Annotated in this window: 21 protein-coding genes; 12 read left to right on the forward strand and 9 right to left on the reverse strand. The window is 67.1% G+C overall.

Annotated elements, in window-relative coordinates; translation table 11 throughout:
- A complete protein-coding gene (locus J3A72_RS19810; protein WP_075075572.1) occupies window positions 1-1422 on the forward strand; it encodes an MFS transporter in 1422 nt (473 codons plus the stop codon).
- A gap of 87 nt (window positions 1423-1509) precedes the next feature.
- Here J3A72_RS19810 and J3A72_RS19815 read toward each other — a convergent pair whose 3' ends face one another.
- Window positions 1510-3531: a hypothetical protein gene (locus J3A72_RS19815; RefSeq protein WP_075075571.1), complete on the reverse strand. Its 2022-nt coding sequence runs from the start codon at window positions 3529-3531 to the stop codon at window positions 1510-1512.
- Window positions 3531-4505: a DUF4105 domain-containing protein gene (locus J3A72_RS19820; RefSeq protein ID WP_075075570.1), complete on the reverse strand. Its 975-nt coding sequence runs from the start codon at window positions 4503-4505 to the stop codon at window positions 3531-3533. Before J3A72_RS19820 ends, J3A72_RS19815 begins: the two co-directional genes overlap by 1 nt.
- 171 nt (window positions 4506-4676) lie before the next feature.
- On the opposite strand from J3A72_RS19820, the gene J3A72_RS19825 reads away from it, so the two are divergent.
- A complete protein-coding gene (locus J3A72_RS19825) occupies window positions 4677-5081 on the forward strand; it encodes a GFA family protein (RefSeq protein ID WP_014646209.1) in 405 nt (134 codons plus the stop codon).
- 278 nt (window positions 5082-5359) lie between these two features.
- Here the strand turns inward: J3A72_RS19825 and J3A72_RS19830 are convergent, their stop codons facing one another.
- The gene (locus J3A72_RS19830; protein ID WP_075075578.1) at window positions 5360-6877 is read right to left on the reverse strand and encodes an MFS transporter; all 1518 of its coding nucleotides are present in this window, start codon (window positions 6875-6877) and stop codon (window positions 5360-5362) included.
- A 106-nt stretch (window positions 6878-6983) separates the two neighbouring features.
- Between J3A72_RS19830 and J3A72_RS19835 the strand changes: the two genes are divergently transcribed.
- Window positions 6984-7901, forward strand: coding sequence for a LysR substrate-binding domain-containing protein (locus J3A72_RS19835; protein WP_075075569.1), 918 nt, complete (start codon window positions 6984-6986; stop codon window positions 7899-7901).
- 49 nt (window positions 7902-7950) lie between these two features.
- On the opposite strand, the gene J3A72_RS19840 is transcribed toward J3A72_RS19835, so the two are convergent.
- Window positions 7951-8814: a DMT family transporter gene (locus J3A72_RS19840; RefSeq protein WP_032958514.1), complete on the reverse strand. Its 864-nt coding sequence runs from the start codon at window positions 8812-8814 to the stop codon at window positions 7951-7953.
- Window positions 8815-8947: 133 nt separating this feature from the next.
- Between J3A72_RS19840 and J3A72_RS19845 the strand changes: the two genes are divergently transcribed.
- Together J3A72_RS19845 and J3A72_RS19850 are read left to right on the forward strand one after the other, a co-directional pair.
- Window positions 8948-10327, forward strand: a complete 1380-nt coding sequence (locus J3A72_RS19845) for a PLP-dependent aminotransferase family protein (RefSeq protein WP_069117551.1) — start codon at window positions 8948-8950, stop codon at window positions 10325-10327.
- A 98-nt stretch (window positions 10328-10425) separates the two neighbouring features.
- Window positions 10426-11100: a class I SAM-dependent methyltransferase gene (locus tag J3A72_RS19850; protein ID WP_075075568.1), complete on the forward strand. Its 675-nt coding sequence runs from the start codon at window positions 10426-10428 to the stop codon at window positions 11098-11100.
- A 3-nt stretch (window positions 11101-11103) separates the two neighbouring features.
- Here J3A72_RS19850 and smqnr read toward each other — a convergent pair whose 3' ends face one another.
- Entirely contained in the window at window positions 11104-11751 is a 648-nt protein-coding gene (gene smqnr / locus J3A72_RS19855) for a SmQnr family pentapeptide repeat protein (RefSeq protein WP_075075577.1), read from the reverse strand.
- A gap of 162 nt (window positions 11752-11913) precedes the next feature.
- Here smqnr and J3A72_RS19860 point away from each other — a divergent pair, with 162 nt between their 5' ends.
- Together J3A72_RS19860 and J3A72_RS19865 are read left to right on the forward strand one after the other, a co-directional pair.
- Window positions 11914-12690, forward strand: coding sequence for a DeoR/GlpR family DNA-binding transcription regulator (locus J3A72_RS19860; RefSeq protein WP_014646202.1), 777 nt, complete (start codon window positions 11914-11916; stop codon window positions 12688-12690).
- Window positions 12691-12701: 11 nt separating this feature from the next.
- On the forward strand, window positions 12702-13835 hold the full coding sequence (locus tag J3A72_RS19865; protein ID WP_209572138.1) for an MFS transporter: 1134 nt from the start codon (window positions 12702-12704) through the stop codon (window positions 13833-13835).
- Window positions 13836-13844: 9 nt separating this feature from the next.
- Here J3A72_RS19865 and J3A72_RS19870 read toward each other — a convergent pair whose 3' ends face one another.
- The 3 genes from J3A72_RS19870 to J3A72_RS19880 form a co-directional block, all read right to left on the reverse strand.
- Window positions 13845-15350: a PepSY domain-containing protein gene (locus tag J3A72_RS19870; RefSeq protein WP_140222868.1), complete on the reverse strand. Its 1506-nt coding sequence runs from the start codon at window positions 15348-15350 to the stop codon at window positions 13845-13847.
- 11 nt (window positions 15351-15361) lie between these two features.
- Window positions 15362-17500, reverse strand: coding sequence for a TonB-dependent receptor (locus J3A72_RS19875; protein ID WP_075075565.1), 2139 nt, complete (start codon window positions 17498-17500; stop codon window positions 15362-15364).
- A gap of 129 nt (window positions 17501-17629) precedes the next feature.
- Window positions 17630-18025 carry a DUF2946 family protein gene (locus J3A72_RS19880; RefSeq protein WP_075075564.1) on the reverse strand — a complete coding sequence of 132 codons (396 nt, stop codon included), beginning with the start codon at window positions 18023-18025 and terminating at the stop codon, window positions 17630-17632.
- 241 nt (window positions 18026-18266) lie between these two features.
- Here J3A72_RS19880 and J3A72_RS19885 point away from each other — a divergent pair, with 241 nt between their 5' ends.
- Complete coding sequence (locus J3A72_RS19885) at window positions 18267-18842, forward strand: hypothetical protein (protein ID WP_075075563.1); 576 nt, start codon at window positions 18267-18269, stop codon at window positions 18840-18842.
- Between the two features lie 40 nt (window positions 18843-18882).
- On the forward strand, window positions 18883-19980 hold the full coding sequence (locus tag J3A72_RS19890; RefSeq protein ID WP_075075562.1) for an XVIPCD domain-containing protein: 1098 nt from the start codon (window positions 18883-18885) through the stop codon (window positions 19978-19980).
- Window positions 19981-20014: 34 nt separating this feature from the next.
- Here the strand turns inward: J3A72_RS19890 and J3A72_RS19895 are convergent, their stop codons facing one another.
- Entirely contained in the window at window positions 20015-20395 is a 381-nt protein-coding gene (locus J3A72_RS19895; RefSeq protein ID WP_074726395.1) for a tautomerase family protein, read from the reverse strand.
- 564 nt (window positions 20396-20959) lie between these two features.
- Here J3A72_RS19895 and J3A72_RS19900 point away from each other — a divergent pair.
- The 3 genes from J3A72_RS19900 (at window position 20960) to J3A72_RS19910 (ending at window position 22341) form a co-directional block, all read left to right on the forward strand.
- Complete coding sequence (locus J3A72_RS19900; protein ID WP_075075561.1) at window positions 20960-21367, forward strand: hypothetical protein; 408 nt, start codon at window positions 20960-20962, stop codon at window positions 21365-21367.
- A 52-nt stretch (window positions 21368-21419) separates the two neighbouring features.
- Window positions 21420-21983 carry a hypothetical protein gene (locus J3A72_RS19905; RefSeq protein WP_075075560.1) on the forward strand — a complete coding sequence of 188 codons (564 nt, stop codon included), beginning with the start codon at window positions 21420-21422 and terminating at the stop codon, window positions 21981-21983.
- A 136-nt stretch (window positions 21984-22119) separates the two neighbouring features.
- A complete protein-coding gene (locus tag J3A72_RS19910) occupies window positions 22120-22341 on the forward strand; it encodes a hypothetical protein (RefSeq protein ID WP_140222869.1) in 222 nt (73 codons plus the stop codon).
- Window positions 22342-22488 lie beyond the last annotated feature (147 nt).

A 22488-nucleotide genomic window follows, 5' to 3' on the forward strand; every position in this document is an offset into this window, starting at 1 on the left:
ATGCTGCTATCTTCGCCGCCCGTTGACAAGCGCGGCCTGCACCTGACCCGTATGACCCCGACCCTCTCTCCCGCCGACACCCACCTGCCGGCTGACAGCTCGATCCTGTCCGCGCGCTACCGCGCCACGACCATCGGCATGGTCGCACTGGTCGCGCTGCACGCCTTCGAAGCACTGGCCGTCGCGGCCGCGATGCCCACCGTGGCCGAAGCACTCGATGGACTGCGCCTGTACGCGCTGGCCTTTGGCGGCACCCTGGCCACCAGTGTGATCGGCATGACCCTGGCCGGGCGCTGGGCCGATCGCCACGGCCCCGCGCGGCCACTCTGGTACGGCCTGGGCTGCTTCGTGCTGGGCCTGCTGCTGGCCGGCTTTGCGACGCGCATGGGCATGCTGGTGGCCGGGCGCCTGATGCAGGGCCTGGGCGCGGGCGCGATTTCGGTCTCGCTCTACGTGATGGTCGGCCGCAGCTACCCCGAGCACCTGCGACCGAAGGTGTTCGCGGCGTTCTCCGCAGGCTGGGTGGTGCCCTCGATGGTCGGCCCGGCGTTGAGTGGCCTGATGGTGCAGCACCTGGGCTGGCGCTGGGTATTCCTGGCAGTGCCACTGCTGGCGATACCGGCCGCACTGCTGCTGCGCCCGGCACTGGCGCGCATGCAACCTCCCGTTGCGGTCTGCAACGATGGCGAACGCAGCAACGTGGTGTGCTGGGCCTCTGGCGCCTCACTGGCCGCACTACTGCTCTACGTCGGCGGCCAGCAACAGGGCATGGCCGCCCTGCTCTGCATCGGCGTGGCGATGCTGGCGCTGCTGTTCTGCGTGCATCGGCTGCTGCCGGCCGGAACCCTGATCCTGCGCCGCGGCCTGCCCAGCGTGATCGCGTTGCGGGGCATTGCTGCAGCGGCGTTCTTCGCCTGCGAGGCCTATCTGCCCCTGCTGCTGCAGCGCGAACGCGGGCTCTCGCCCAGCTGGGCAGGCGCCGTGCTCAGCCTCGGTGCGCTGGGCTGGTTCGCCGGTTCATGGCTGCAGGGCCACCAGCAGCGTGGCTGGTCACGCCAGCAGCTACTGCGCGTTGGCACGGTGATGATGACGTTCGGCATCGCCGCAACGCTGTCGGTGCTGTTCAACCCGATGCCGCTGCCGGTCGCGCTGGTCGGCTGGGCCGTGACCGGCTTCGGCATGGGCATGATCTACGCCAGCCTGTCGGTGCTGACCCTGTCGCTGTCAGCACCGCATGAGCAGGGTGCCAATACCTCGGCGCTGCAGCTGAGCGAGGCGTTGTCGGTGACCACCGCGCTGGCGGTGTCCGGCGCGTTGTTCGCCATGTTCGTGGAAAGCGCGCCGCACACCGGCTACCTGCTGTGCCTGGCCATCACCTTCTGTCTGGCGGTGCTGGCCGCAGTGATCGCGCGGCGGGTGTAGCGCCGCCGGATTCCGGTAGCGCCGGCCGCTGGCCGGCAACCTCCGCGCACGCGGGAATCCCATGATGGCGACGGCCAGAGGCCGGCATTACCGTGTACCGGCTCCCACATCATCGATATCCCGATGCAGGATGCGGCGCACTTCCAGCACGGCCTGCGGGGTCTCCTGCACGCTGTGGCCGGAAATGATCACCTTCTCCGACAGCGCGCCCGGCAGATGCGCGCTCCAGTACGGCACCAGCCCGTCATCGGACTTCTCCACCGGCAGCTCCGGCTTGCGCTGGGCGATGATCGAGTGGTACTTCAGGCCCGCTTCGATCGGCAGCTGTGCGGCGGCCTTCACGAACGGATCGCTGGCCTTGAGGTTGTCGATGCTGTTGGGAATCTTCGGCTTGGCGGTGCCGTCGACCTGCTGCTCGGCCTGTGCCAGCGCCATGAACACGTCCTCGAACTTGCCGAGAATGGTCAGCGGCAGGCGTACCAGGCGCCCGATCAGCCGCCCGACCTTGTTGCCGGCGATATCCGTGCCCTGGTGCGGCGCGGCGATGAAGATCGCGCGTTCCACGTTCGGCTGCGCCTTGAAATGCAGCAGTGGCCCCAGCTTGGCCTGCACACGCTTCAGCCGCTCGCCCTTCAGGTCATAGTTGGCCAGCAGGTCATCCCACAGCACATCACCCGAGTCGCTCACCAGCAGCCGCGCGAGCACGCCGCCCATGCTGTGGCCGATATAGACCATGTCCTTCGATGCGCGCGTGCTGCCGTTGGGGTCGAAGTGCTTGAGCGTGTCATTGAACGCGTTGGCGATCTCGTAGCGGTTCAGCGCGATCGGTGCATTGGTCGGGTAGTAGACCTGCCACACCTGGAACTGCTGGCGCAGCTCGGGGTCGCCCATGATCTCGTTGGCCAGGTTCACCCAGGCTTCCGGGCTGCTGGCCAGGCCGTGCAGCATGAAGATGATGCGGCGGTTCGGGTCCCAGGGCTGCATCAGGTAGATGTGCGGTTCGCCGATGCCCTCACTCATGCCGAACAGGGTGCGCAGTGACTGCCGGGCGAAGCCACTCTGCGCCAGCCACAGGCCGTAGGCAGCGGTGAAATTGCCGGCCAGCGGCACCTGTTCGCCGTGCAGGGTGATGCGTTCAGTGGCCTCCGGCGAATAGGCGTCCAGCTCGACCCGGCGCGTGCGCATCACGTCTTCCAGGCTGCTGCCTTCGAAACGCAGCAGCGCGGTGACGTTGATCGAGGACATCTCGCTGAATTCCGGCACCGAATCGTCATGCCGATGGCGGCGGCCACGGCGCTCGTCGTCAGCATCATCCGCCGCTGTTTCCGCCTTCGGCCCATCGCCCGCGATCACCGGCGCGACCAGCTTGGGCGGGTCCATCACCATCACCAGCTCGGCACCGAAGCCATCGCGGCGATAGGTGCTGCGCAGGCCGACGAAGCTGACCGTGCCGGCCGGCACCAGCTGCGCCGGAATGCTCTTCAGGTTCAACTGCTGGTAGTTGGAGGCCAGCGACCAGCTGCCGACCGAGATCGGCTTCGTATAGTCCTCGCCGGCCAGTGCCGCTGCACGCGCGCGCACGAACAGCACCACCGCCGCCTTCTCGGCGGCGTAGTTGTAGTAGTCGCGCACCTGCGTCTGCCGGTCCTCGAAGGCGCGGTCGGACGGCGAGCGGCCGCTGTAGAACAGGTAGGCATAGGCATAGCGCGCGGCTTCCAGCCAGGCATCCAGCGCCGCATCGCTCATCGGCGGATCGCCGGCGGCGGTCTTCTTCGGCGTCAGCGCCAGTGCGGCCTTCACCCACAGTTCGGACAGCGCCGACAGCCGCTGCTCGACGTTGAGGTCATCGGTCATCAACAACGTGCTGCGGCAGACCAGGAAGTCCTTCTCGCACTGCGACTCATCCAGGCCCGCCGCGCTGAGCGTCTCGCGCGCGGCCGGGCTGAGCTTGCCGGTGTTGAGCACATCGGCGCGCTTGTTCACCAGCGAATCGCTGGACTTCACCTGCTTGACAGTCACCATCGCGCAGCCGCTGCTGCCCAGCAGCAGGAAGGCGGCGAACAACACCGGCAGCGCGCGCTGCCAGCGGATCAGGAAGAGTCGGTTCATTACTGCGGGTCCTGCTCGGTGCCGGGCACGCCCTGGCGGATCACGGTGGAGAAGTGGTCGCCGCTGCCCAGGTCCAGCGCACGCTGGGTGATGCGGCCCTTGTCATGCAGTTCGGCATAAGGCACGCCCGGCGTGAGCGCGCCGACCTCCTGTGCGTATTCGGCCAGGTAGCCGGACAGCAGCAGGCGGTAGTCCAGCGGCAAGCGCGGCGCGATGTGGCGGGCCAGATCGAAGACGATGGTGGTGCAGTTGCTGGTGAGCGTGTTGTAGAAGCCCGGCTTCGCATCCAGTTCGCGCGCCTGCGCGATGTACGCGGCGAACAGTTGCTTCAGTTGCGCCTGGTCCATGCCGTGCAGGCGGTACAGGTAGACATCCTCGCCACGCGCGTTGGTGCGGGTGCGGATGATGTCGGTCTCCTCCGCGGCCACCAGGGTCATCTCGAATTTGCGGAAGAAGCCGCCCAGCGCCGAGAACGATTCGCCGCGTTCCTTGCGGATCTCCAGCGAGAACACCACGTGGCGCCCATCCTCGAAACCGAACGAGATCAGGGTGTGGGCGATCGCCGGGCCCATCCAGTACGACAGCACCAGATCGGCCGAGCGGAGTTGGTCCAGGCCGTACGCGCGGCGCACCCAGTGCGCGTCGTAGTCGGTCTCGCTGCGCCAGGTGAAATCACGCACGTTGTCGAGCACCACGTGGCGCCCGTCGAAGGACACCACGTGCAGGCGCTGGGCCACGTCATCGGCCCAGACGCGGTCCTGGCGCGGGGTGAGCAGCAGCCACCACAGGCCGGCCAGCGCCAGCGACGCGCCGAACGCCATGCCCAGGCGACGATGGCCACGGCCACGCGCGACCTGCCACGACGCCCACAGCGCAACCAGCAGCCACAGCACCGCAATGCCATTGGCCAGCCAGCCCGGCCCCGGCATCTGATAGGCCAGCAGCCCGGTCACCCACAACGCTGCCAGCGCCATGGCACTTCCTGTCATCCAACGTCCTGCGGCTCTCACTGGCATCCTGTCGCGGTCCCGAAGCCGCATAGTTAGCCACAAGCGGGTTCACCGTGGCATCTACGGCCCGTTCAGGGACCGCGGCGCACCGTCTGCGGCGGTCCATGCGGCCAGGTTCACCTCACAGGAGCAACGATGGGCATCACTTCCGTGGCCGGCGTTCCGGTCCAACCCCAGCACCGCGCCACCTGCCACTGCGGCACGGTCGAGCTGTTGCTGGACCTCCCGGACGGCATCGTCGACCCGCGCCGCTGCGACTGCTCGATGTGCCGGCGCCGGGGTGCCATCGCCGCCAGCGTCCCCCGCCAGGGCCTGCAGGTGGTGCGCGGGCAGCATCATCTGCAGAAGTACCAGTTCAACACCCATGTGGCCGAGCACTACTTCTGCGGGGTGTGCGGCATCTACACCCATCACCGGCGCCGCTCCAACCCCGACCAGTACGGCTACAACGTGGCCTGCCTGGAGGGCATCGACCCGTTCGCGCTGGGGGTGATCCCGGTCAGCGACGGGGTCAACCACCCATCAGACCGCACCGGCTAGTGGCGCGTGCGCCGCGGTGGCGTGGCCACCTTCTGCCAGGGCGCCATGCCGCTGCGCCCGGCCCGCGCCGGGCGTTTCAGCCAGGGCCGGCGTGACGGTGCCTGTGGCGCGTCCTCGACCGGGGGAGGAAGGGGTCGACGGCTGGGCCAGAGATGGTCGAGCAGCCACATGGCGGGTCTCCGTGGGGGACGGGGACGATCAACACTAGGCCCGGGTGGGCATAGGCGGCGTGAGCGGGACACGACAGCGGGATGACGGCGGAGGCGGCGATGAGCCTGCTACACCATGTCCCCGACCAAGGCACCTGTGCGTTTCCGCAGCAACAGGCGCAACACGGCGGCACAGGCGGCGGTCAGCAGCGCCAGTACACGCAGCAGTGTCGCCAGCGCCTCACTACTGGCGTGCTGCAGCTGCATGCGGCTCATCGTCGGTAGCAGTGCCTGCGCCTGTTCCCGCGCCCCCGTGGCCAGATAGGCACCGGCACGCACCAGCGATGCCGGCGACGCGCCCTGCAGCTGATGGCCGATCAGCAGCGCAAGCAAGGCAGTGACTGCGGCCAACGCGATGCCTTCGCCGGCCACCCGCACGGTTCCGAATATGCCTGCGGCCATGCCGGCACGTTGCACCGGTACCACGCTCACCGACAGTCCATCCATCAGCCCCCACGGCAAAGCCGTGCCTGCGCCGACCAGCATCAGCAGCGGCACCCACTGCAAGGGCGACGGGTGCGACGCCTGCCGCGACAACAGGTACAGGCCGGCGGCGCACACCAGCAGACCCAGCGTGCACAACCGCGCACTTCCCACGCGCTCCGCCCAACGCGCGGCCAGCATCGGCAGGACCAGCATCGGCGCGGACAGCGCCAGCATCTGCAGTCCCACCAGCGTCGCGCTCTGGCCATGCACGCCCAGCAGTTGCAGAGGTAACGCGACCAGCAGCACCACGTAGCCGAAGCAGGTCGCCACCGGCAGCAGCTGGACACCGAGGAACGCCGGTTGTGAGAACAGTGAGAGGTCCAGCAACGGTGAGGGGTGCCGCCGTTCGATGAAGACGAACACCCCGCCCAACAGCAGCGTCACCAGCAGCGCCAGCCGCACGCGCGCGGCATGCAGGCCGAACTCGCCCAGCCACAGTAGCGCCAGGGTCAACGTCGCCAGCGTCAGGCTGAAACTCAGCATGCCGCCGATATCCAGTGGTCGGCGCTCGCCATGACTTTCAGGCAACGCGCGTGCCCCCAGGCCGAAGGCCACCAACGTGAGCACACCGCCCGCGGCGAACACGCTGCGCCATCCCAATGTCTGCAGCAGCAGGCCCGCGAGCAGGGGCCCCAACGCCAGCCCCATGCCGAACGTGGTGCCCAGCAGGGCGAAGACACGGGCACGCGCCGGCCCCTGCCAGGCCTGTGCCAGCAGCGCCGTGCCGGATGCCAGCGCCGCCGCCGCGGCAACGCCCTGCAACCCGCGCGCCAGATCCAGCCATAGCAGCGTGCGAGCAAGGCAGACGGCGGCGGTGGCGGTGGTGAAGCCCGCCGTGCCCAGCAGGAACAGCCGCCGACGGCCATATCGATCGGCCAAGCCGCCCGCAGCGAGCAACAGACTGCCGAAGGTGAGCATGAAGGCGTTGGTCACCCAGGCCAGCGCGGTGGGCGATGCCGCCGCGGAACGGGCCAGCGCCGGCACCGCGACTGCACCGGCAGAGAAGGACAACGGCAACGCCAGCGCGGCCAGGCAGACCGCAAGCAGCGCCCAGCGCTGCTGCGCGCGGACAGGTACAAGGAGCATCGAATCCGGGGCCATGCGGGCCTCCATCCATCAGGGGCATTGATGATGGACAGGCCGCTATTCCAGAAAAACAGGCTCGGTGGACGTTGATTGCGGCGAGATGTTCCGCAATCATCCAAGCATGGACTCCATCTCCGCCCTGCTCGCCTTCGTCCGCACCGCGGAGGCCGGCAGCATTGTCGGTGCCGCCCGCGTACTCGGCCTGTCAGCCTCGGCCGTCGGCAAGCGCATCGCCCGGCTTGAACAGGAACTCGGCACGCGCCTGTTCCAGCGCACCACCCGCCGCGTGCATCTCACCGACGAAGGCGAACTGCTGCTGCAACGCTGCCGACGTGCGCTGGATGAGCTTTCCGAAGCACAGGCGGACCTGGCGCAGCGACAGCACGCCCCCAGCGGGCTGCTGCGCATCGGCCTGCCCACCATCGGCTACCGCTTCCTGCTGCCGGTGCTGCCCGGCTTCCAGCAACGCTATCCGCAGGTGCAGCTGGAACTGGACTTCAACGACCGCATCGTCGATGTGGTCAGCGAAGGCCTGGATGCGGTGATACGCAGTGGCGAACTGGCTGATTCCAGCCTGACCGCACGGCGGCTGGGGGGTTTTCGTTTCATCCTCTGTGCGGCGCCGGGCTATCTGCAGATGCATGGAACGCCCGGCGATGTGGGCGACCTGCGCATACATACCGCGCTGCGCTTCCGTTACCCCACCACCGGAAAGCTGCATCCGTGGCAGCTGCCCGGCATCGAAGGCGACGCCGGGGCGCGCCTTCCCACGGCGATGACCTGCAACAACATGGAGGCCGTGCTGGCCGCTGCGACCGGATGCATGGGCCTGGCCTGGATGCCTGACTTCCTCGCCGCTGACGCGCTGGCCGATGGCCGCCTGCAACAGGTGCTGCCCACACTGCCCACGCACCAGGGGCAGTTCTCGCTGCTGTGGCCCGGCGGGCGCCATCCCAGTGCACGCCTGCGGGTGTTCATCGACTACGCCGTTGCGCACCTTTTCCGCCCGGAAAAGGGGACGGAGGGGATTAAGTCGTAATTGGTCCTGCTGTGCCTGAAACGACTTAATCCCCTCCGTCCCCTTTTTCCTAGCGGCTGAAGCGGCGCGCGCCGGCGACGCAGATCACCGCGACCAGAGTCACCAGCACCATGCTGAGGCTGACCGACTCGTGCAGCAGCAGCGCGGCCAGGGCCAGGCCGAAGAACGGCTGCAGCAGCTGCAGCTGACCGACGGCAGCGATGCCGCCCTGGGCCAGCCCGCGGTACCAGAACAGGAAGCCGATCAGCATGCTGAACACTGCCACGTAGCCCAGTGCCCACCACGCCGAGGCACCGACCGCAGTGAACGAGGCCGGGCGCATCAGCACCGTCAGCGGCAGCATCACCGGCAACGCCAGCAGCAGTGCCCAGCTGATCACCTGCCAGCCGCCCAGATGACGGGCGAGCCGACCACCTTCCGCGTAGCCCAGCCCGCACACCACGATCGCCGCCAGCATCAGCAGGTCTGCCTGCAACGAGGCTTCGATTCCGTTGCGCGCGGCATAGCCGACCACGCAGGCACTGCCCAGCAACGAGAACAGCCAGAACGCCGGGCGCGGCCGATCGCCACCGCGCAGCACGCCGAACACTGCTGTACTCAACGGCAGCAGGCCAAGGAACACGATGGTGTGCGCCGACGACGCGTGACGCAGCGCGAGCGCGGTCAGCAGCGGGAAGCCGACCACAACGCCGAGGCTGACCACCACCAGCCCCGGCAGGTCGCCGCGCCGCGGCCATGGCTGGCGCAGCAGAAGCAGCAGCCCCAGACCGAGCACCGCGGCGATGGTGGCGCGTGCGGCGGTGACGAACCCGGCATCCAGCTGCAGCACCGCCAGGCGGGTGGCCGGCAATGAGCCGGCGAAGATCACCACACCGATGAAGCCATTGATCCAACCACTCGCCGACCGTTCCACGCCTGTACTCCTGAAGGTGCCGGACGATGCCCGGCTGCACCTGTATGGAAGCATCCGGCGCGGAACGACCCCAGCTACAATCCAGTACAGCCGCAAGTAACTGTATTGCCCACACTTCCACTACGGTTCCACCATGCCGCGCCCGCTCACCCGCATCGAATCGGTCATCCAGACCGTCCGCACCCGCATCAGTGCACGGGTGGACGGCCCCGGCTCCCGCCTGCCTTCGGTACGTGCGCAGGCGGCGACCATGGGGGTTTCAGTCTCCACCGTGGTCGAGGCCTACGAGCGCCTGGCGGCCGAAGGCCTGATCAGTGCGCGCGCAGGCTCGGGCTTCTACGTCAGTGGCCCGGCCGCACCGCTGGCGCTGGCTGAAATGGAGCCGCGGCTGGATCGCGCGGTGGATCCGCTGTGGGTGTCACGGCAATCGCTGGAAACGCCCGCGGGCGATCTCAAGCCAGGGTGCGGCTGGATGCCCAGTGACTGGCTGTATCACGATGGCGTGCGCCGCGGCCTGCGCCGGCTGGCGCGTGCCGATGCCATGCAACTCGTGGACTACGCCGGTCCGCTCGGGCTGCCCGCGTTGCGCCAGCTGCTGCAAAGGCGCAGCGCCACGCTTGGCATCGATGCACCGATGGAGCAGATCCTGCTGACCGAATCCGGTACGCACGCGGTCGATCTGCTCTGCCGTTTCCTGCTCAAGCCCGGCGACTGCGTGCTGGTCGATGACCCGAGCTACTTCAATTACCACGCGCTGCTCAAGGCGCACCAGGTGCAGGCCATCGGCGTGCCGTACACGCACAGCGGCCCGGACCTGGAGGCGTTCGCGCAAGCCCTGCAGGCGCATTCGCCGCGGCTGTACATCACCAATTCCGGCCTGCACAACCCGACCGGCGCGGTGCTTTCGGCCAACACCGCGCACCGCCTGCTGGGCCTGGCCGAACGCAGCGAGTTGATCATCGTCGAGGACGACATCTTCGCCGACTTCGAACTGCAGCCGGCACCGCGGCTGGCCGCGCTCGATGGACTGTCACGGGTGATCCACGTCGGCAGTTTCTCCAAGACGCTGTCGGCAGCCTCGCGCTGCGGCTACATCGCTGCACGCCATGACTGGATAGAAGCATTGACCGACCTGAAGCTGGCGACCAGCTTTGGCGGCGGCCATCTGGCCGCGCAGTTGATGCACATCGCGCTGACCGATAGCGGTTACCGCCGCCACATGCAGTCGATACGTTCGCGCCTGGCCGATGCACGCCGGCACACACTGCGGAAACTGCAGGCGCTGGGCATCACGCCGTGGCTGCAGCCGGAAGCCGGCCTGTTCCTGTGGTGCCAGCTGCCCGACGGCCGCGACGCCGCCGCCCTGGCGCGGCAATGCCTGCGCGAGGGCATCGTGCTGGCGCCGGGCAACGCGTTCAGCCAGTCGCAGCGCGCGGCCGACTATCTGCGCTTCAACGTCTCGCAGTGCCAGGACCCGAGGATCTGGCAGGTGCTGGCGCGGGCGTTGCGCTGAGCTGGATGCAAGCCGGTCAGCGCAGGCAGGAGCGACCCGCGGCAAAGGCACTTGCATGCCACGGTACAGTGGTATGTCCCTGTTGCAGGAATGCACGCATGTCTTCGTTCTCCGATCCGCAGGCCGTTGCCCGCTATGCCGAGGGCCCGCTGCGCCAGGTGCCGGGCTTCCTCGCGTTGCAGCAGATGAGTCGCCTGCTGCTGGCCGAACACGTTCCTGCGCAGGGCCGCGTGCTGGTGCTGGGCGCCGGTGGCGGGCTGGAGCTGAAGGCATTTGCCGAGGCGCAGCCGGGCTGGCAGCTGCTGGGCGTGGACCCGGCTGCACCGATGCTGGCCCTGGCCGAACAGACACTGGGCCCGCTGATGTCGCGCGTGCAGTTGCTGGAAGGCTACATCGACGATGCCCCCGGCGTGCGCTTCGATGGTGCCAGCTGCGTGCTGACCCTGCACTTCCTCGATGCCGCGCAGCGCCTGCATACGCTGCGCGAGCTGCACCGACGCCTGCAGCCCGGCGTGCCGCTGGTGGTGGCGCACCACAGCGTGCCGCAGGATCCGGCCGGCAAGCTGCGCTGGTTGCAGCGCTACGCGGCATTCGCCGAAGCCTCGGGCGTTGCCCACGCCGATGCACAGCGCGCGATCGACGCCATTGCCGAGCGGCTGCCGCTGCTGGCCCCCGAACAGGAAGTGGCGCTGCTGCAGGAGGCCGGCTTCGACGGCGTGGAGCTGTTCTATGCAGGCTTCAGCTTCAAGGGCTGGGTGGCGTACGCCGGGTGATGCCTACGGCACCACGGTGATGCCGATGCGCTGCATCAACAGCGCCACCTGCTGCACGTCCAGCGTAGCGCCACGCAGGTTGGTGCTGCGCAGGTCCAGCTCGCCCAGCTCGGAGTTGGTCAGATCGCAGTCGGTGAAGTTGGCACTGTTCCAGTCAATGCCCTCGAACTGGCCGCCGGACAGGTCCGAGCCGGCAAAGCTGGCGCCGCTGACGTTTGCACCGTCCCAGCGGTTCTCCCACAGTTCGCATTTCTCCAGCGTGACCCGCGAGAAATTGGCATAGCGCAGGTTCGACTTCTTGATGAAGGCGCTGCAGAACCAGCTGCGCGTGGTGATCTGGTTCATGAAGCTGGCGTTGCTGAAATCCGCACCCTGCGCGCGGCACTCGCTGATCTCCAGGCCCAGCGCCTTGATGAAGTTGAAGTGGCACATGCTGATGTCGCAGCTGCGGAAGCTGGCCTCCTTCAATGTGGCGCCATTGAAGCGGCAGCCGCTGCGGCTGTCGGCATCGTAGAAGCTGCAGTTGATGAACTCGGTGGCGGTCAGGTCGGCACCGGAAAAATCGCACTCATGGAACTGCTGGTCGACCACTTTCTGGCCGGTGTACTGGTCCGCGCCGATGCGCAGCTTGCGGTGAACGGTGGGGGACATCAGGGATTCCATGCCAGGTGCCCCGCCATCATGCCGGGCCGCGAGGGCGATCCATAGACGTGGGCGCGGGCGGATTCACCGGCAGTCCAGCCGCCCTGTGCCCCGCCCAAACGCAGCATGCACGTTGTTGCACGTTAATGCACGAACGTGCAGACTTGCAGCATGAGCTCCGATCCCAGCCCCCTCCCCGCCCAGCGCACCCGGCAGATCCTGGAGGAACTGCGCCAGCAGGGCCGCGTGGTTGCCGCCGAGCTGGCGCGCCGCTATGCCGTGTCCGAAGATTCGATCCGCCGCGACCTGCGCGAGCTGGCCGCGCAGGGCCTGTGCCAGCGCGTCTACGGTGGCGCCGTGCTGCCACCGCCCAAGGAACGCCCGCTGCGCGAGCGGCTGACCCGCGACCGCGGCGACAAGGCCGAGCTGGCCGCCCGCGTCTGCGCGTTGCTGCAACCCGGCCAGGTCGTACTGCTCGACGCCGGTTCAACCAACCTGGCGATCGCCCAGCAGTTGCCGGCCGCCCTCGGCTTGACGGTGATCACCAACGCGCCACAGATCGCCACGGCCGCCAGCCTGCTTGAAGGCACCTCGGTGCAGCTGATCGGCGGGCGCCTGGCCAGCGGTGGCGGCGCGGTCGGCGCCGAAGCACTGGCCCAGGTGCAGCGCCTGCGCGCCGATGTGTACCTGCCCGGCCCCTGCGCGGTGGACGGCGACACCGGCGTGTGGGCAATGGATGCGGAAGAAGCCACGCTGAAGCGCGCGATGGTGGCCTGCAGCAGCCGTGTCATCGTCGCCGCCACGACTGAAAAGCTGGGTGCACGCGGCAACTGGCAGATTGCCAGCCTCGACGAGATCGACGACCTGGTGCTGACCACCACCGCACCGCCCGCATTGGCGGCACGCTTCCGCGCCGCAGGCATCGCGGTACACCCCACTCCCCCCTGACCGTACCGCTCATGTCCCTTCCCAACCGCGCGCGCGCCGAACAGCACGCGACCCGCGCTGCGTTCTTCATTCCCGGCTTCGCCACCGCGCTGTGGGCCACCCTGGTGCCGTTCGCAAAGGCACGCACCGGGATCAACGACGCCACGCTGGGGCTGGTGCTGCTCTGCCTCGGTGCCGGTTCGCTGCTGGCAATGCCGTTGTCCGGCGTGCTGGCCGCGCGCCTCGGTTGCCGGCGGGTGATGGTGGCCAGCAGCCTGCTGATCTGCCTGACCGTGCCCGGCCTGGCGCTGGCCGGTTCGGCCTGGACACTCGGGCTGGTCCTGTTCGTGTTCGGCGCCGCCGTGGGCGCGATGGACTGCACGATGAACGTACAGGCCGTCATCGTCGAGCGCGAAGCACGGCGCGTGATGATGTCCGGCTTCCATGCGTTCTTCAGCATCGGCGGCTTCCTCGGCGCGGCCACCATGACCGTGCTGCTGTCCGCACAGCTGCCGCCCTTGGCATCCGTGCTGGTCGGCGTCGGCGCCATGTTGCTGGTGATGCTGTTGTCGGCGTCGTACTGGCACAGCGAACGCATGCCGCATGACACACCGATGCTGGCCCTGCCACACGGCATCGTGCTGTTCATCGGCGTGCTGGCGTTCGTCGCCTTCCTCGGCGAAGGTGCGATGCTGGACTGGAGCGCGGTGTTTCTCAGCGACGTGCGCCGCGTCGATGCCGGCCTCGCCGGCATCGGCTATGTGACCTTCACCCTGACCATGACCGTCGCACGCCTGTTCGGTGATGCACTGGTGGCACGCGTGGGCCGCCAGCGCGCGATCGTGTTCGGCGCGTTGCTTGCCGCCGCGGGCGTGCTGGTGCTGACCCTGGTCACGCCGTGGCAGGCGTCGCTGATCGGCTATGTGCTGGTCGGCCTCGGCTGCGCCAACATCGCACCGGCGCTGTTCTCGCTGGCTGGCCACCAGACCCGCATGCCCGGCGCGCTGGCCATCACCGCCGTTTCCACGCTGGGCTTTGCCGGCATCCTTGCTGGCCCGGCACTGATCGGTTTTGCCGCCAACCACTTCGGCCTGATCGCTGCATTCATCGGCGTGGCCACGGCCTTGTTGCTGGTGGCGATGTCCACGCGTTGGCTGCGGGTGTAGCCCAGGGCATCAGCGCCGCCTGCGCCGCAGCTTCATCCGCAATCGCCGATAGCCGATCACTGTCGCCGTGGCACACAACGCGGTGCCGGCAGCGCTCAGCAGCAGCAACACCACCAACCGGGCACCTTCCTGGCGCAGCATCGCCGGCAGGTCCCAGCTATGCAGGAAGTAGAACAGCCAGCGCCCCACCCGCTCACGATGCCCCATCGTCAGCAACGGATCGCCGGTCGCCAGATCGAGATAGACGCGTGTCGCCTCGGCATCACCGAAATCCACCACTGCCACCGGGAAGCGACGTACCGCTGCACCATTCATGGCCTCGGGCGCACGCGGGTAGAAGTACGCATCCGCTGCATGCTGCACCACGAAACCCTGCATGGGTGTAGCGGACAGCGCACGTGCCCTCTGCTGCAACCACGCGGTCGGCAGCCACCGTGCGACATGCAGGTGCCCATTGCCGCCGGACACGATGCGCGTATCACCCTGCCCGTCCAGCAACACCGCGAACAGCTCACCACCGATCCGTCGCCACTGGATCTCCACCGGCTGGAAGCGCGCAGCTTCGGCCATCGCCAGAAGCTTCGCAGGATCACCCAGCGCACCATCCACCGCCACCGCGCCGCCACGGTAGTGCTCAACATCGATCGCTTCACCCGTACTGCTGAAGACACCCAATGGGTTCATCGACATCAGCCCGCTGAAGATCCAGGTGAACACGAAGGCGGACGCCATCAGGCCAAGCAGGTGGTGCCAGCGCATCCACGACTCCACGTACGGCGTCTTCGCACCGGAACGATAGTGCCCACGGAAACGCCAGCGCCATACGCCCACCACGATGCCGCTGATCGCCGCCACCGTGCACAGTGCGGACAGCACGATCACCACCCACGTCCACACCGGGTCGACCGACTGCATGCGCAGGAAGTACAGCCAGTGCAGCCAGGCGCCCACATAGTTCCAGCGCTGCTGCACATGCGGAGCGTCCAGCACCACTTCACCGGTACGCGAGGACACATACAGGTCGCCCGGCTGCGCGCCGCCCACCTCCACCCGATACAGCGGCCGATGCGCGTCCAGTGCACGCGAATGCGTCCAACGATCCTCATTCACGCGCATCGCACCCACGAAGGCCTGGCCGCCCGCGAACTGCGCAGCGGATGCTTCGGCGCGCTGTGCCGACACCGGCAGCAGCGCCTGGCCGGTCACGGCAGACCAGGCGCCCACGTTGCTGCCACTGCGCACCACATACGCAGGCTCGCCACGCAGCGTGGTCAGTGCCACGCTTTCCGGCTCGGCCTGCACGGCGGCAGGCAGTACCGACAGCCCCTGCAGGTCGCGGGCCTCACCCAGCACCGGCAACGCCGCCAGCCGCTCGCCGGGCGTCAGCTTCGGGTAACCAATGAACAGCATCACCATGCCGCTGACGAACCACAGCAGCATCAGCAGGCATCCGCCGATGCCCAGCCAGCGATGCACCAGGTAGGTCCAGCGCTTGGCGGTGGAACGCATCGTCATCGCCAGCGCCCTCAGAAGCGATGGTCGACGGTGAATTCGACGCGCCGGTCCGCCCCCAGCAGCCACTGCGTGCTGGTGTAGTACGCGGTGGCGTAGTACGCCTTGTCGAACACGTTGAACAGGCGTGCGGACAATCGCGTGTGCGGTGCCGCCTGCCAGGTCAGGGCGAGGTCGGTGGTGCTGTAACCGGGCAACTCCAGCGTGTTGGCATTATCGGCGTAGCGCTTGCCGACATAGCGAACGCCAACCGCCGCGCTCCAGTCCGGTGCGAACTGCCAGCTCAACCACATACTGGCCAAGCGCTCGGCCACGTTCGGCGGCACGTTGCCGTCGCGCGACACCAACACCGCCGGCGAACCCGTGGTTTCCAGGAAGTCCTCGAATTCGGCCTTCAGCACCGTCGCGTTGGCATCGAGCGACCAGCGCGGCGCGAAGTTCCAGTTCAGCGACGCCTCGATACCGCGCGAGGTCTGCGCGCCCACCTGCACCCGGCGATCCGGCACCAGCGGATCGCGGCTGAGCAGCCCGGTCTTGCGGATGCGATACGCCGCCAGCGTCCACTCGCCACCGTCGAAGGCCTGCTTCAGGCCCACCTCGATCTGCCTGCCCTTGGCCAGGTCGAAAGCACCGTTGGCCGGGCTGATCATCAACAGGCCACTGACCGGGTCCGCCGCCTGCGAATACTGCGCATACAGGCTCAGCGTCGGCTGCAGCGCGAGTACCGTACCCGCACGCCAGCCTGTGCTGCTGTAGGTCTTCGAGAACGCATTCTGGCCACTGATCAGATCGGTGCGATCAATGCGCGCGCGGTCGTGGCGCAGGCCACCCAGCACCGACCAGCGCTCGCTCAGCGCCAGCCGGTCCTCCACGAACAACGCGAACTGCTCGGCACGGTTACGGTAGCGCGGCAGGTTCGGCGCGTCGCTGGCGAACTGGCCCGGCACCGGATCGAACGGATCGACCGGGCCCGAGCTGCCGGCATAGGTGTTGTTGGTGTGCTTGAAGTGCGCGCGGTTGGCGTCCAGGCCCACCACGAAGTTGTTCTGCAGGCCACCCGCCGTTCCCTGCACACGCAGCGTCGAGGTCAGTCCGGTCTGGTCCTGATTGTGGGTGATCTCGGTATTGCCCGAGCGATCGATCAAGCCGGTAGCGCGGTTGTAGACATAGGCCTCGGCATTGCGCCAATCACGCTGGCTGTCGATCTGGTAGACGCGGGTTCGCCATTCCACGTTCGCGTTCGGTGCCCACAGCGCGTCGAGCTGGGTCCAGCGGTCGCGGAAGCGGATCTCGCTGTCGTCCACGTTGTAGTTGCGGTGGCGCAGCGCCTCCAGCTGGCGGCCCTCGACCAGCGGCGTGCCGAAGTAGCGCATCGGTTGCTGGTAGCCCTGCGCATGGGTGAGCGTCAGCTGCAGGTCCGCACGCGGCTGCCACAGCAACGCACCGGAGAACGTCGCATCGTAGTTGCGGCCACGGTCGACCCAGCCACCGCTGTAGTTGCCACCCACATCAACCCGATAAGCCAGCTCGGGGGTCAGCGCGCCACCACTGCCGAAGCCCAGCCGCGCGGTGTCCTCGCTGCCCACGGTCACGCTGATCTCGTTCTCGATGGCACCGCGCGAGGGCTTCTTCGGCACGATGTTGATCACGCCGCCGATTGCACCGTCGCCGTGGATGACCGACGCCGGGCCGCGCAGCACTTCGATGCGCTCGATCGACCAGGTATCGAACGGGAAGGTGATGCCCACGCCGCCATACTGGCGCAGCCCGTCGTAAAGCCGCATCACCGAGGCACCGTCGGTGAAGCCGCGGCTGGACAGCGCACTCAGGCCATTGCCCGGATGCGGCATGGCACTGATCGCACCCGCCCGGCTGATCGCATCGTTGAGGTTGCTGTCGCCGCGCTGCTCCAACTGCTCGCGCGAAATCACCGTCAGGCTGGCCGGTGTCTGCAGCACGCTCAGGCCCAACGCAGAGCCGGCGCTGGCGGTGGAGGACAGTTCACCGCTGCGGGTATCGACCACCCGCACGGTATCCAGCGTGGTCGGGGGTGCCGCGTCGGCGGCCAGCAGGGGCGCGGAATGCAGGAGCAGCGCGCACAGGACAGGCAGCGTCGCCCGGCGCAGGCGCGCGGAGTTGGGGTTCGTTTTCATTTTTTCACGGCACGCAAGGCCACCCCGCAATGGCAGGGCAGCAATCAGAAAGGGACAGACACGCGCGTGCGGGCACCGGCCGTGGCCGGCAACCTCATGGAAGAACGTTCAATGCAGCGCGCGTGCGGCTCAGGCAGCCATCAGTGCTGGCGGCCCACGCGCGCCCAATGTGCCGCTGATCCGTTGCGGCAACGCCCGCACCGCGCCGCGCAGTGCGCGGCACACCGGTGCCATCGGCGCCAACAGCAGCACGGCCGCCACCAGCAGGGTGATCAGCCGTGCAGCGATCAGGCAGTAATCGCAGTCCACGCCCATCTCATGATCGGCGTGTGGATCGGCGGGCGGCTTCTTTGCGGCCTCGCCGTGCGGCATCGCCATCGCGTGATGGTCGTGGTGCCCTTCCATCGCGTGCTGCGCATGTTCTGCGTGCATTGCGTGGTCCATGGCTGCCACCGGCGCAGCGGCAGCCATGTGACCGTGCGCCAGCCAGCGGCTCACCAGCGGAGCGAGCAGCACCAGCAGCATGGCAAGCCATGCCAGGGCCTGGAACCGGCGGTGGAGAGCAGAACGGCGCACGCCGCCATTCTACGGGGCCATAGCCAACCTTGGACCCCGTTCAGGGTTTGGCCCCTGCGACACGGTGACGCAGGGGCTCGCCTCCAGCGGCGACATGTGAATGCACCGCACCGCGGTCCCTACGCTTGCAGGCCCCGCCTCGCCAACGTTAGGGTTCAGATGGCCACGGCAAGGAGCCAGAGGGATCCGCATGACCACTCGCATCACACACCGGCTGCGCATCAGCCTGCTCGGCCTGACCGCGTTGCTCGCCGCCTGTGCCGACAAGGGGCCGCCCCCACCGCCAGAGCCGCTGGAACTCTCACAGCCCATCGCCGTGGACGCGCCCGGCCAGCGGGTGCAGTTCGAGTTCGAAACCACGGCGCGCAATTTTGCCAGCTACCGCACTTATGCGGTGGAACTGGATCTACAGCACGTTTCCCCATCGCCAGATGCTGCTTCTCCGCGCGACCTGCACATTCCTTTACGCGTTGGACTTCAGCAATGGTCCGGCGGCACGTGGCAGTCGCTGGCAAGCCCCGACGCCTACCAGATCGCACAGTCGCAATCTGGCCAGCCACTGCCAGACTGGCACCGCGATGCGGGACTGAACTATGCCCAGACCCAACGGGGCAGCGATGGCGCATACCGATTGCATGTCGCGTTGCTGCCGTTGCAGGCGCATAGCCGCTATCGGGTCCAGATCAGCACGGTTGAAGACATCGCACCGCTTCGTGGCGCAAGCGCCAGGATACTGATTCACGAATCGCGTCCGCTCGCCAAGTAGCGCAGCGCCTTCGTACACCTTCCAGGAGGATCACACGCACATGGACAAGCCACGCTACATCGTCGATATCGTCATTGCGGCGCCGGGAACACCGCTTCTCGACCCGGTAACGCAGCAGCCGCTGCGTAATCCGGATGGTTCCCCGCAGACATCCGGGCCGGGGCACATGTTCTACGTCCTGCGAGCACCGGGAAAAGATCCGGCGAGCTACGGCTTTGCACCGATCGAGCACGGCAGCGTGAACGGGCCGGGCGACATCGTGGACAGCGATGCAAAGACCTACAAGAACCCGCATTACACGCGCTCTCTGGAAATCACCGAAGCCCAGTACAACAAGCTCAAGGCGTTCGGCGACGATCCAGTGGCGCACGGCTTCAGCAAGCACTACGCCGACGTGCGCCACAACTGCGTGGACTTCACCTGGGACGCATTGAATCATGCCGGCATCCAGCGCAAGCAGAGCCTGGACGTGAACAGCATCGGCGGCCCTGTTGGGCAATTGCTGCCCGATGTCCGCATTCCGCTGGGCGTCCAGTCACAGGGCAAGGACGGTTATCGCCCCCTGCGCAACATCCATGGCGTGGACAGCATTGAACCGCCCTTCCCCAACAGCGAACTCAACCGCACGACCACCCATCCCCTGCCCGAGCGCAGCTTGAAGCAGCGTCTGCTCAGCGAAACCGATGGTATTGATGGCCCCTTGGGCGAGCGTCTGGCTGCGGACGCGCGCGCACCGGGGCACAGCCTTCATGCCTTGGACCAGAAAGTGCGTACCGCACTCGCCCAGGCCAGCGAACAGCAGGGACTGCCCCCCGGACAGGAGCACGAACGACTGGCCGGCCATCTGACCCACGCGGCGGTGCAGGCCGGCTTCAGCGAAAAGGACACGCTGCAGGTGGCATTCAGTTCAAACAGCACCGCCGAGGCACCCGGCTACGTATTCCTGCATCGCAGCGGCGACACCGCCTCGCCGGACCCTGCCGCCAATCGCCAGCGCCTGTCCCTGCTCGATACGCAGCAGGGCGACGCGGATACGCTGTATCAGCAGGCCAACGTGCAGCAGCAATCCCGCGACGCAAGCCGGCTGGCGCAGGACGAGCAACAGGCACAACAGCAGGCGTCGCCGCGCATGGCCTGACCCAGCCGCATCAGGCGCAGACACCGTTCCCGCATCAACTCACGTATTGCGCCTGACCGTTCCCGAACGACCAGTTCTCCTTCTTCACTTCCACCAGATTGATGAACACATCCTCGCGGCGGATGCCCACCGCCGCATGCAGGCCATCGGCAATGCCCAGGTACAACGCCTTCTTCTGCTCCAGCGTGCGCCCTTCGTTCCAGGTGATCTGGATGCAGATGAAGTCGTCGGTACGGTCCACGCCCAGGTAGCCGGGGTCGTAGATCAGCGTGCCGGGCGCGTGTTCCTGGAAGATCTGGAAGCGGTCGTTTTCCGGCACACCCACCGCGCGCATGGCCTGGTAGATGGTTTCGCCGACGCGTTGCAGGTAGTCGGCGGATTTACCTTTGCGAAGATCGATGCGGGCGAGCGGCATGGTGGCACTCCAGAGTGGATGGGCATGGCAACGGGCTGAGACTACGCCTGCCCGGGGCGGCGGGACAGCGCAGGGATGGAACCCTCTGGCTCCATCCGTGACATGTTCCCGCCAGAACTGCGCGAGGTGACGCGATCGCCATGGTGGCGTTCCTGCGGAGTCGTAATGTGCACGGTCGGCAGGGGCGGCGATGTGCGCCATCAGTGATGGGCCGCACTACTCGCGCGTGTCGAACGGCACACATCAGAAAACGTCTGGCCTGCCTAGGGACAGTTGAGAATTTTCCTTACAGACCGATGTGATTGCCCGGCTTGAAGATCGCCGCGCCGAGGCAAGACGCCTTGGCCGGGATTGGCGTCTCGAAAAAGCAAACCGAACGGATAGGTTGCGCAGCAGTGCGTAGCCGCAAGAATGCACCAACTGCCCTCAATGGCGGGCGGTGTGTGGGGATCACTCGATCCGCCGGGTGATTTCTCACTCCGTTGTGTTTGCCCCGGTACGCCAACCCGCACCGTCCGCCACCTTCACTCCGGAAGGTGGCTCTACGCCAGTGAGGGTTTCGCCATGACCAACCGCACCGCCGCCCATCCCCGCCTCCACGCTCTGATCGGCGACATCGCCGCCGACGTACCCGAAGGCGTCGCACGCGAGATCGAGTGCGCCCTGAACGCGCAGAATTTGTCCGCGCAGCTGCCCACTTTCTTCGCCCGTCTCAATGCGATCAACCAGGCCGACGGTGATGACGGACAGCCGTGCAACAACCTCACCCTCGGTGCCGGCAATCACGCTTCATTGCGCCGCTCGCTGTCTGGGCTCGGCGCATTGCTCGATCTGCTGCAGGCCGCCGACCATGCGCGCAACGAAGGCGGCCCGGACGAACAGTTGGGTGCCTTCCATATCGACGGACTGATCGTGGCCGCCCGACAACTGGTGCGCGAGGCACATCATTGCCTCTCCGGCGGCGACGCCTGACCGGCCCGGATATGCTCCCGCTACAATCGCGCAGGGAGCGCAGGAGACCGCAATGGACGCCGAACACCTGGAGTACTTCAAGGCCGCACTGGAAGGCCGCGCAACCGTGGGCTGGAACGTCTGGTTCACCGCCAACCAGCAGGCGCTGGCACAACACCTGAGCCGCCCTGCACTGCTGCGCTTGAAGTTCAGCAAACTGGATGAAGCCGAACGCCTGCTGGCCGAGGCCGGCATCGTGCCCCGCAGCACAGCGGGCAAGCGCTACGAAATGTACTGCGCGCAGTTCTCGGCGGACGTGGTGGACGCGAACGGTCGCCCGCTACCGGCGATCTGGCGCGCGGCGCACGGCGGTGCCATCGGCCTGCTTGCCGATGGGGAGCAGGAGGCCGGCCAGGCGAAGTTGCTCGCGGAGTTCCGACGCGTCCGCAAGCGCGGGCTGCAGCAGGCCCATGAATGGTTGGCCGATCTGTGCTTTGAAGGCGAGATGGAACTGACCAGTGGCCATGCCGAGGTGGGCCGTAGTCTGCTGGCGGTGGTGGCGCAGGCCGGCAGCGGCCATGACCTGCTGGATGCCACGGCGATGATCGCGAGCGAGCTGCTGGAGCGGCACGGCTGAAACGGTGTGCACATCCAGCTGATCCTGCTGGATCGCCAGCAACAATGAAGTAGCTATCGGAACCAACCAGTCAGACTGAAATAACGAAAAATTTACGAAACGGGGCTATAGTAGAGTCTCCACGGAGAGCCGCCCTATGAAAAGCCTAAGCGCAGAAGCCACATTTAGCGCCGCTGCCAAGAAGGCATTCGCCGACAAGGGAACCGCGCGCACCTTGGCAAGCAAGGTCCTTGCCGCTCGCTCTGCATCCGGAACTGGCTCCTTTGTTGTCAGTGGGCATTCGTTCACGACGACAAAAGAAGTCCGTGCGGTGGCTGCCAGTACCCTTTCCCAAGCCACCAAGAATAAGAAAAAGTAAGGAGATCCGTGGGGTCCTTTAGCCTTTCGGTGCTAGTTGGGCTCTGCATCTTCTTGCCCGGAGCCGCGTTCGTCTTGGGTCTGACGCGGCTTTACAATCCATCCGCTCCCAGCAGCCCCATCGACCAGCACTTCAGCGCCGGTCTAG

This window comes from Stenotrophomonas sp. PvP093 (assembly GCF_017876915.1).
GTDB classification, from domain to species: Bacteria; Pseudomonadota; Gammaproteobacteria; order Xanthomonadales; family Xanthomonadaceae; genus Stenotrophomonas; species Stenotrophomonas muris.

Bases quoted from the DNA above. Each gene is read 5' to 3' on its own strand.
- J3A72_RS19810 (WP_075075572.1), top strand. From the start codon at position 1: ATGCTGCTATCTTCGCCGCCCGTTGACAAGCGCGGCCTGCACCTGACC.
- J3A72_RS19815 (WP_075075571.1), bottom strand. From the start codon at position 3,531: ATGAACCGACTCTTCCTGATCCGCTGGCAGCGCGCGCTGCCGGTGTTG.
- J3A72_RS19820 (WP_075075570.1), bottom strand. From the start codon at position 4,505: ATGGCGCTGGCAGCGTTGTGGGTGACCGGGCTGCTGGCCTATCAGATG.
- J3A72_RS19825 (WP_014646209.1), top strand. From the start codon at position 4,677: ATGGGCATCACTTCCGTGGCCGGCGTTCCGGTCCAACCCCAGCACCGC.
- J3A72_RS19830 (WP_075075578.1), bottom strand. From the start codon at position 6,877: ATGGCCCCGGATTCGATGCTCCTTGTACCTGTCCGCGCGCAGCAGCGC.
- J3A72_RS19835 (WP_075075569.1), top strand. From the start codon at position 6,984: ATGGACTCCATCTCCGCCCTGCTCGCCTTCGTCCGCACCGCGGAGGCC.
- J3A72_RS19845 (WP_069117551.1), top strand. From the start codon at position 8,948: ATGCCGCGCCCGCTCACCCGCATCGAATCGGTCATCCAGACCGTCCGC.
- J3A72_RS19850 (WP_075075568.1), top strand. From the start codon at position 10,426: ATGTCTTCGTTCTCCGATCCGCAGGCCGTTGCCCGCTATGCCGAGGGC.
- smqnr (WP_075075577.1), bottom strand. From the start codon at position 11,751: ATGTCCCCCACCGTTCACCGCAAGCTGCGCATCGGCGCGGACCAGTAC.
- J3A72_RS19860 (WP_014646202.1), top strand. From the start codon at position 11,914: ATGAGCTCCGATCCCAGCCCCCTCCCCGCCCAGCGCACCCGGCAGATC.
- J3A72_RS19865 (WP_209572138.1), top strand. From the start codon at position 12,702: ATGTCCCTTCCCAACCGCGCGCGCGCCGAACAGCACGCGACCCGCGCT.
- J3A72_RS19870 (WP_140222868.1), bottom strand. From the start codon at position 15,350: ATGACGATGCGTTCCACCGCCAAGCGCTGGACCTACCTGGTGCATCGC.
- J3A72_RS19875 (WP_075075565.1), bottom strand. From the start codon at position 17,500: ATGAAAACGAACCCCAACTCCGCGCGCCTGCGCCGGGCGACGCTGCCT.
- J3A72_RS19880 (WP_075075564.1), bottom strand. From the start codon at position 18,025: ATGCTGCTGGTGCTGCTCGCTCCGCTGGTGAGCCGCTGGCTGGCGCAC.
- J3A72_RS19885 (WP_075075563.1), top strand. From the start codon at position 18,267: ATGACCACTCGCATCACACACCGGCTGCGCATCAGCCTGCTCGGCCTG.
- J3A72_RS19890 (WP_075075562.1), top strand. From the start codon at position 18,883: ATGGACAAGCCACGCTACATCGTCGATATCGTCATTGCGGCGCCGGGA.
- J3A72_RS19895 (WP_074726395.1), bottom strand. From the start codon at position 20,395: ATGCCGCTCGCCCGCATCGATCTTCGCAAAGGTAAATCCGCCGACTAC.
- J3A72_RS19900 (WP_075075561.1), top strand. From the start codon at position 20,960: ATGACCAACCGCACCGCCGCCCATCCCCGCCTCCACGCTCTGATCGGC.
- J3A72_RS19905 (WP_075075560.1), top strand. From the start codon at position 21,420: ATGGACGCCGAACACCTGGAGTACTTCAAGGCCGCACTGGAAGGCCGC.
- J3A72_RS19910 (WP_140222869.1), top strand. From the start codon at position 22,120: ATGAAAAGCCTAAGCGCAGAAGCCACATTTAGCGCCGCTGCCAAGAAG.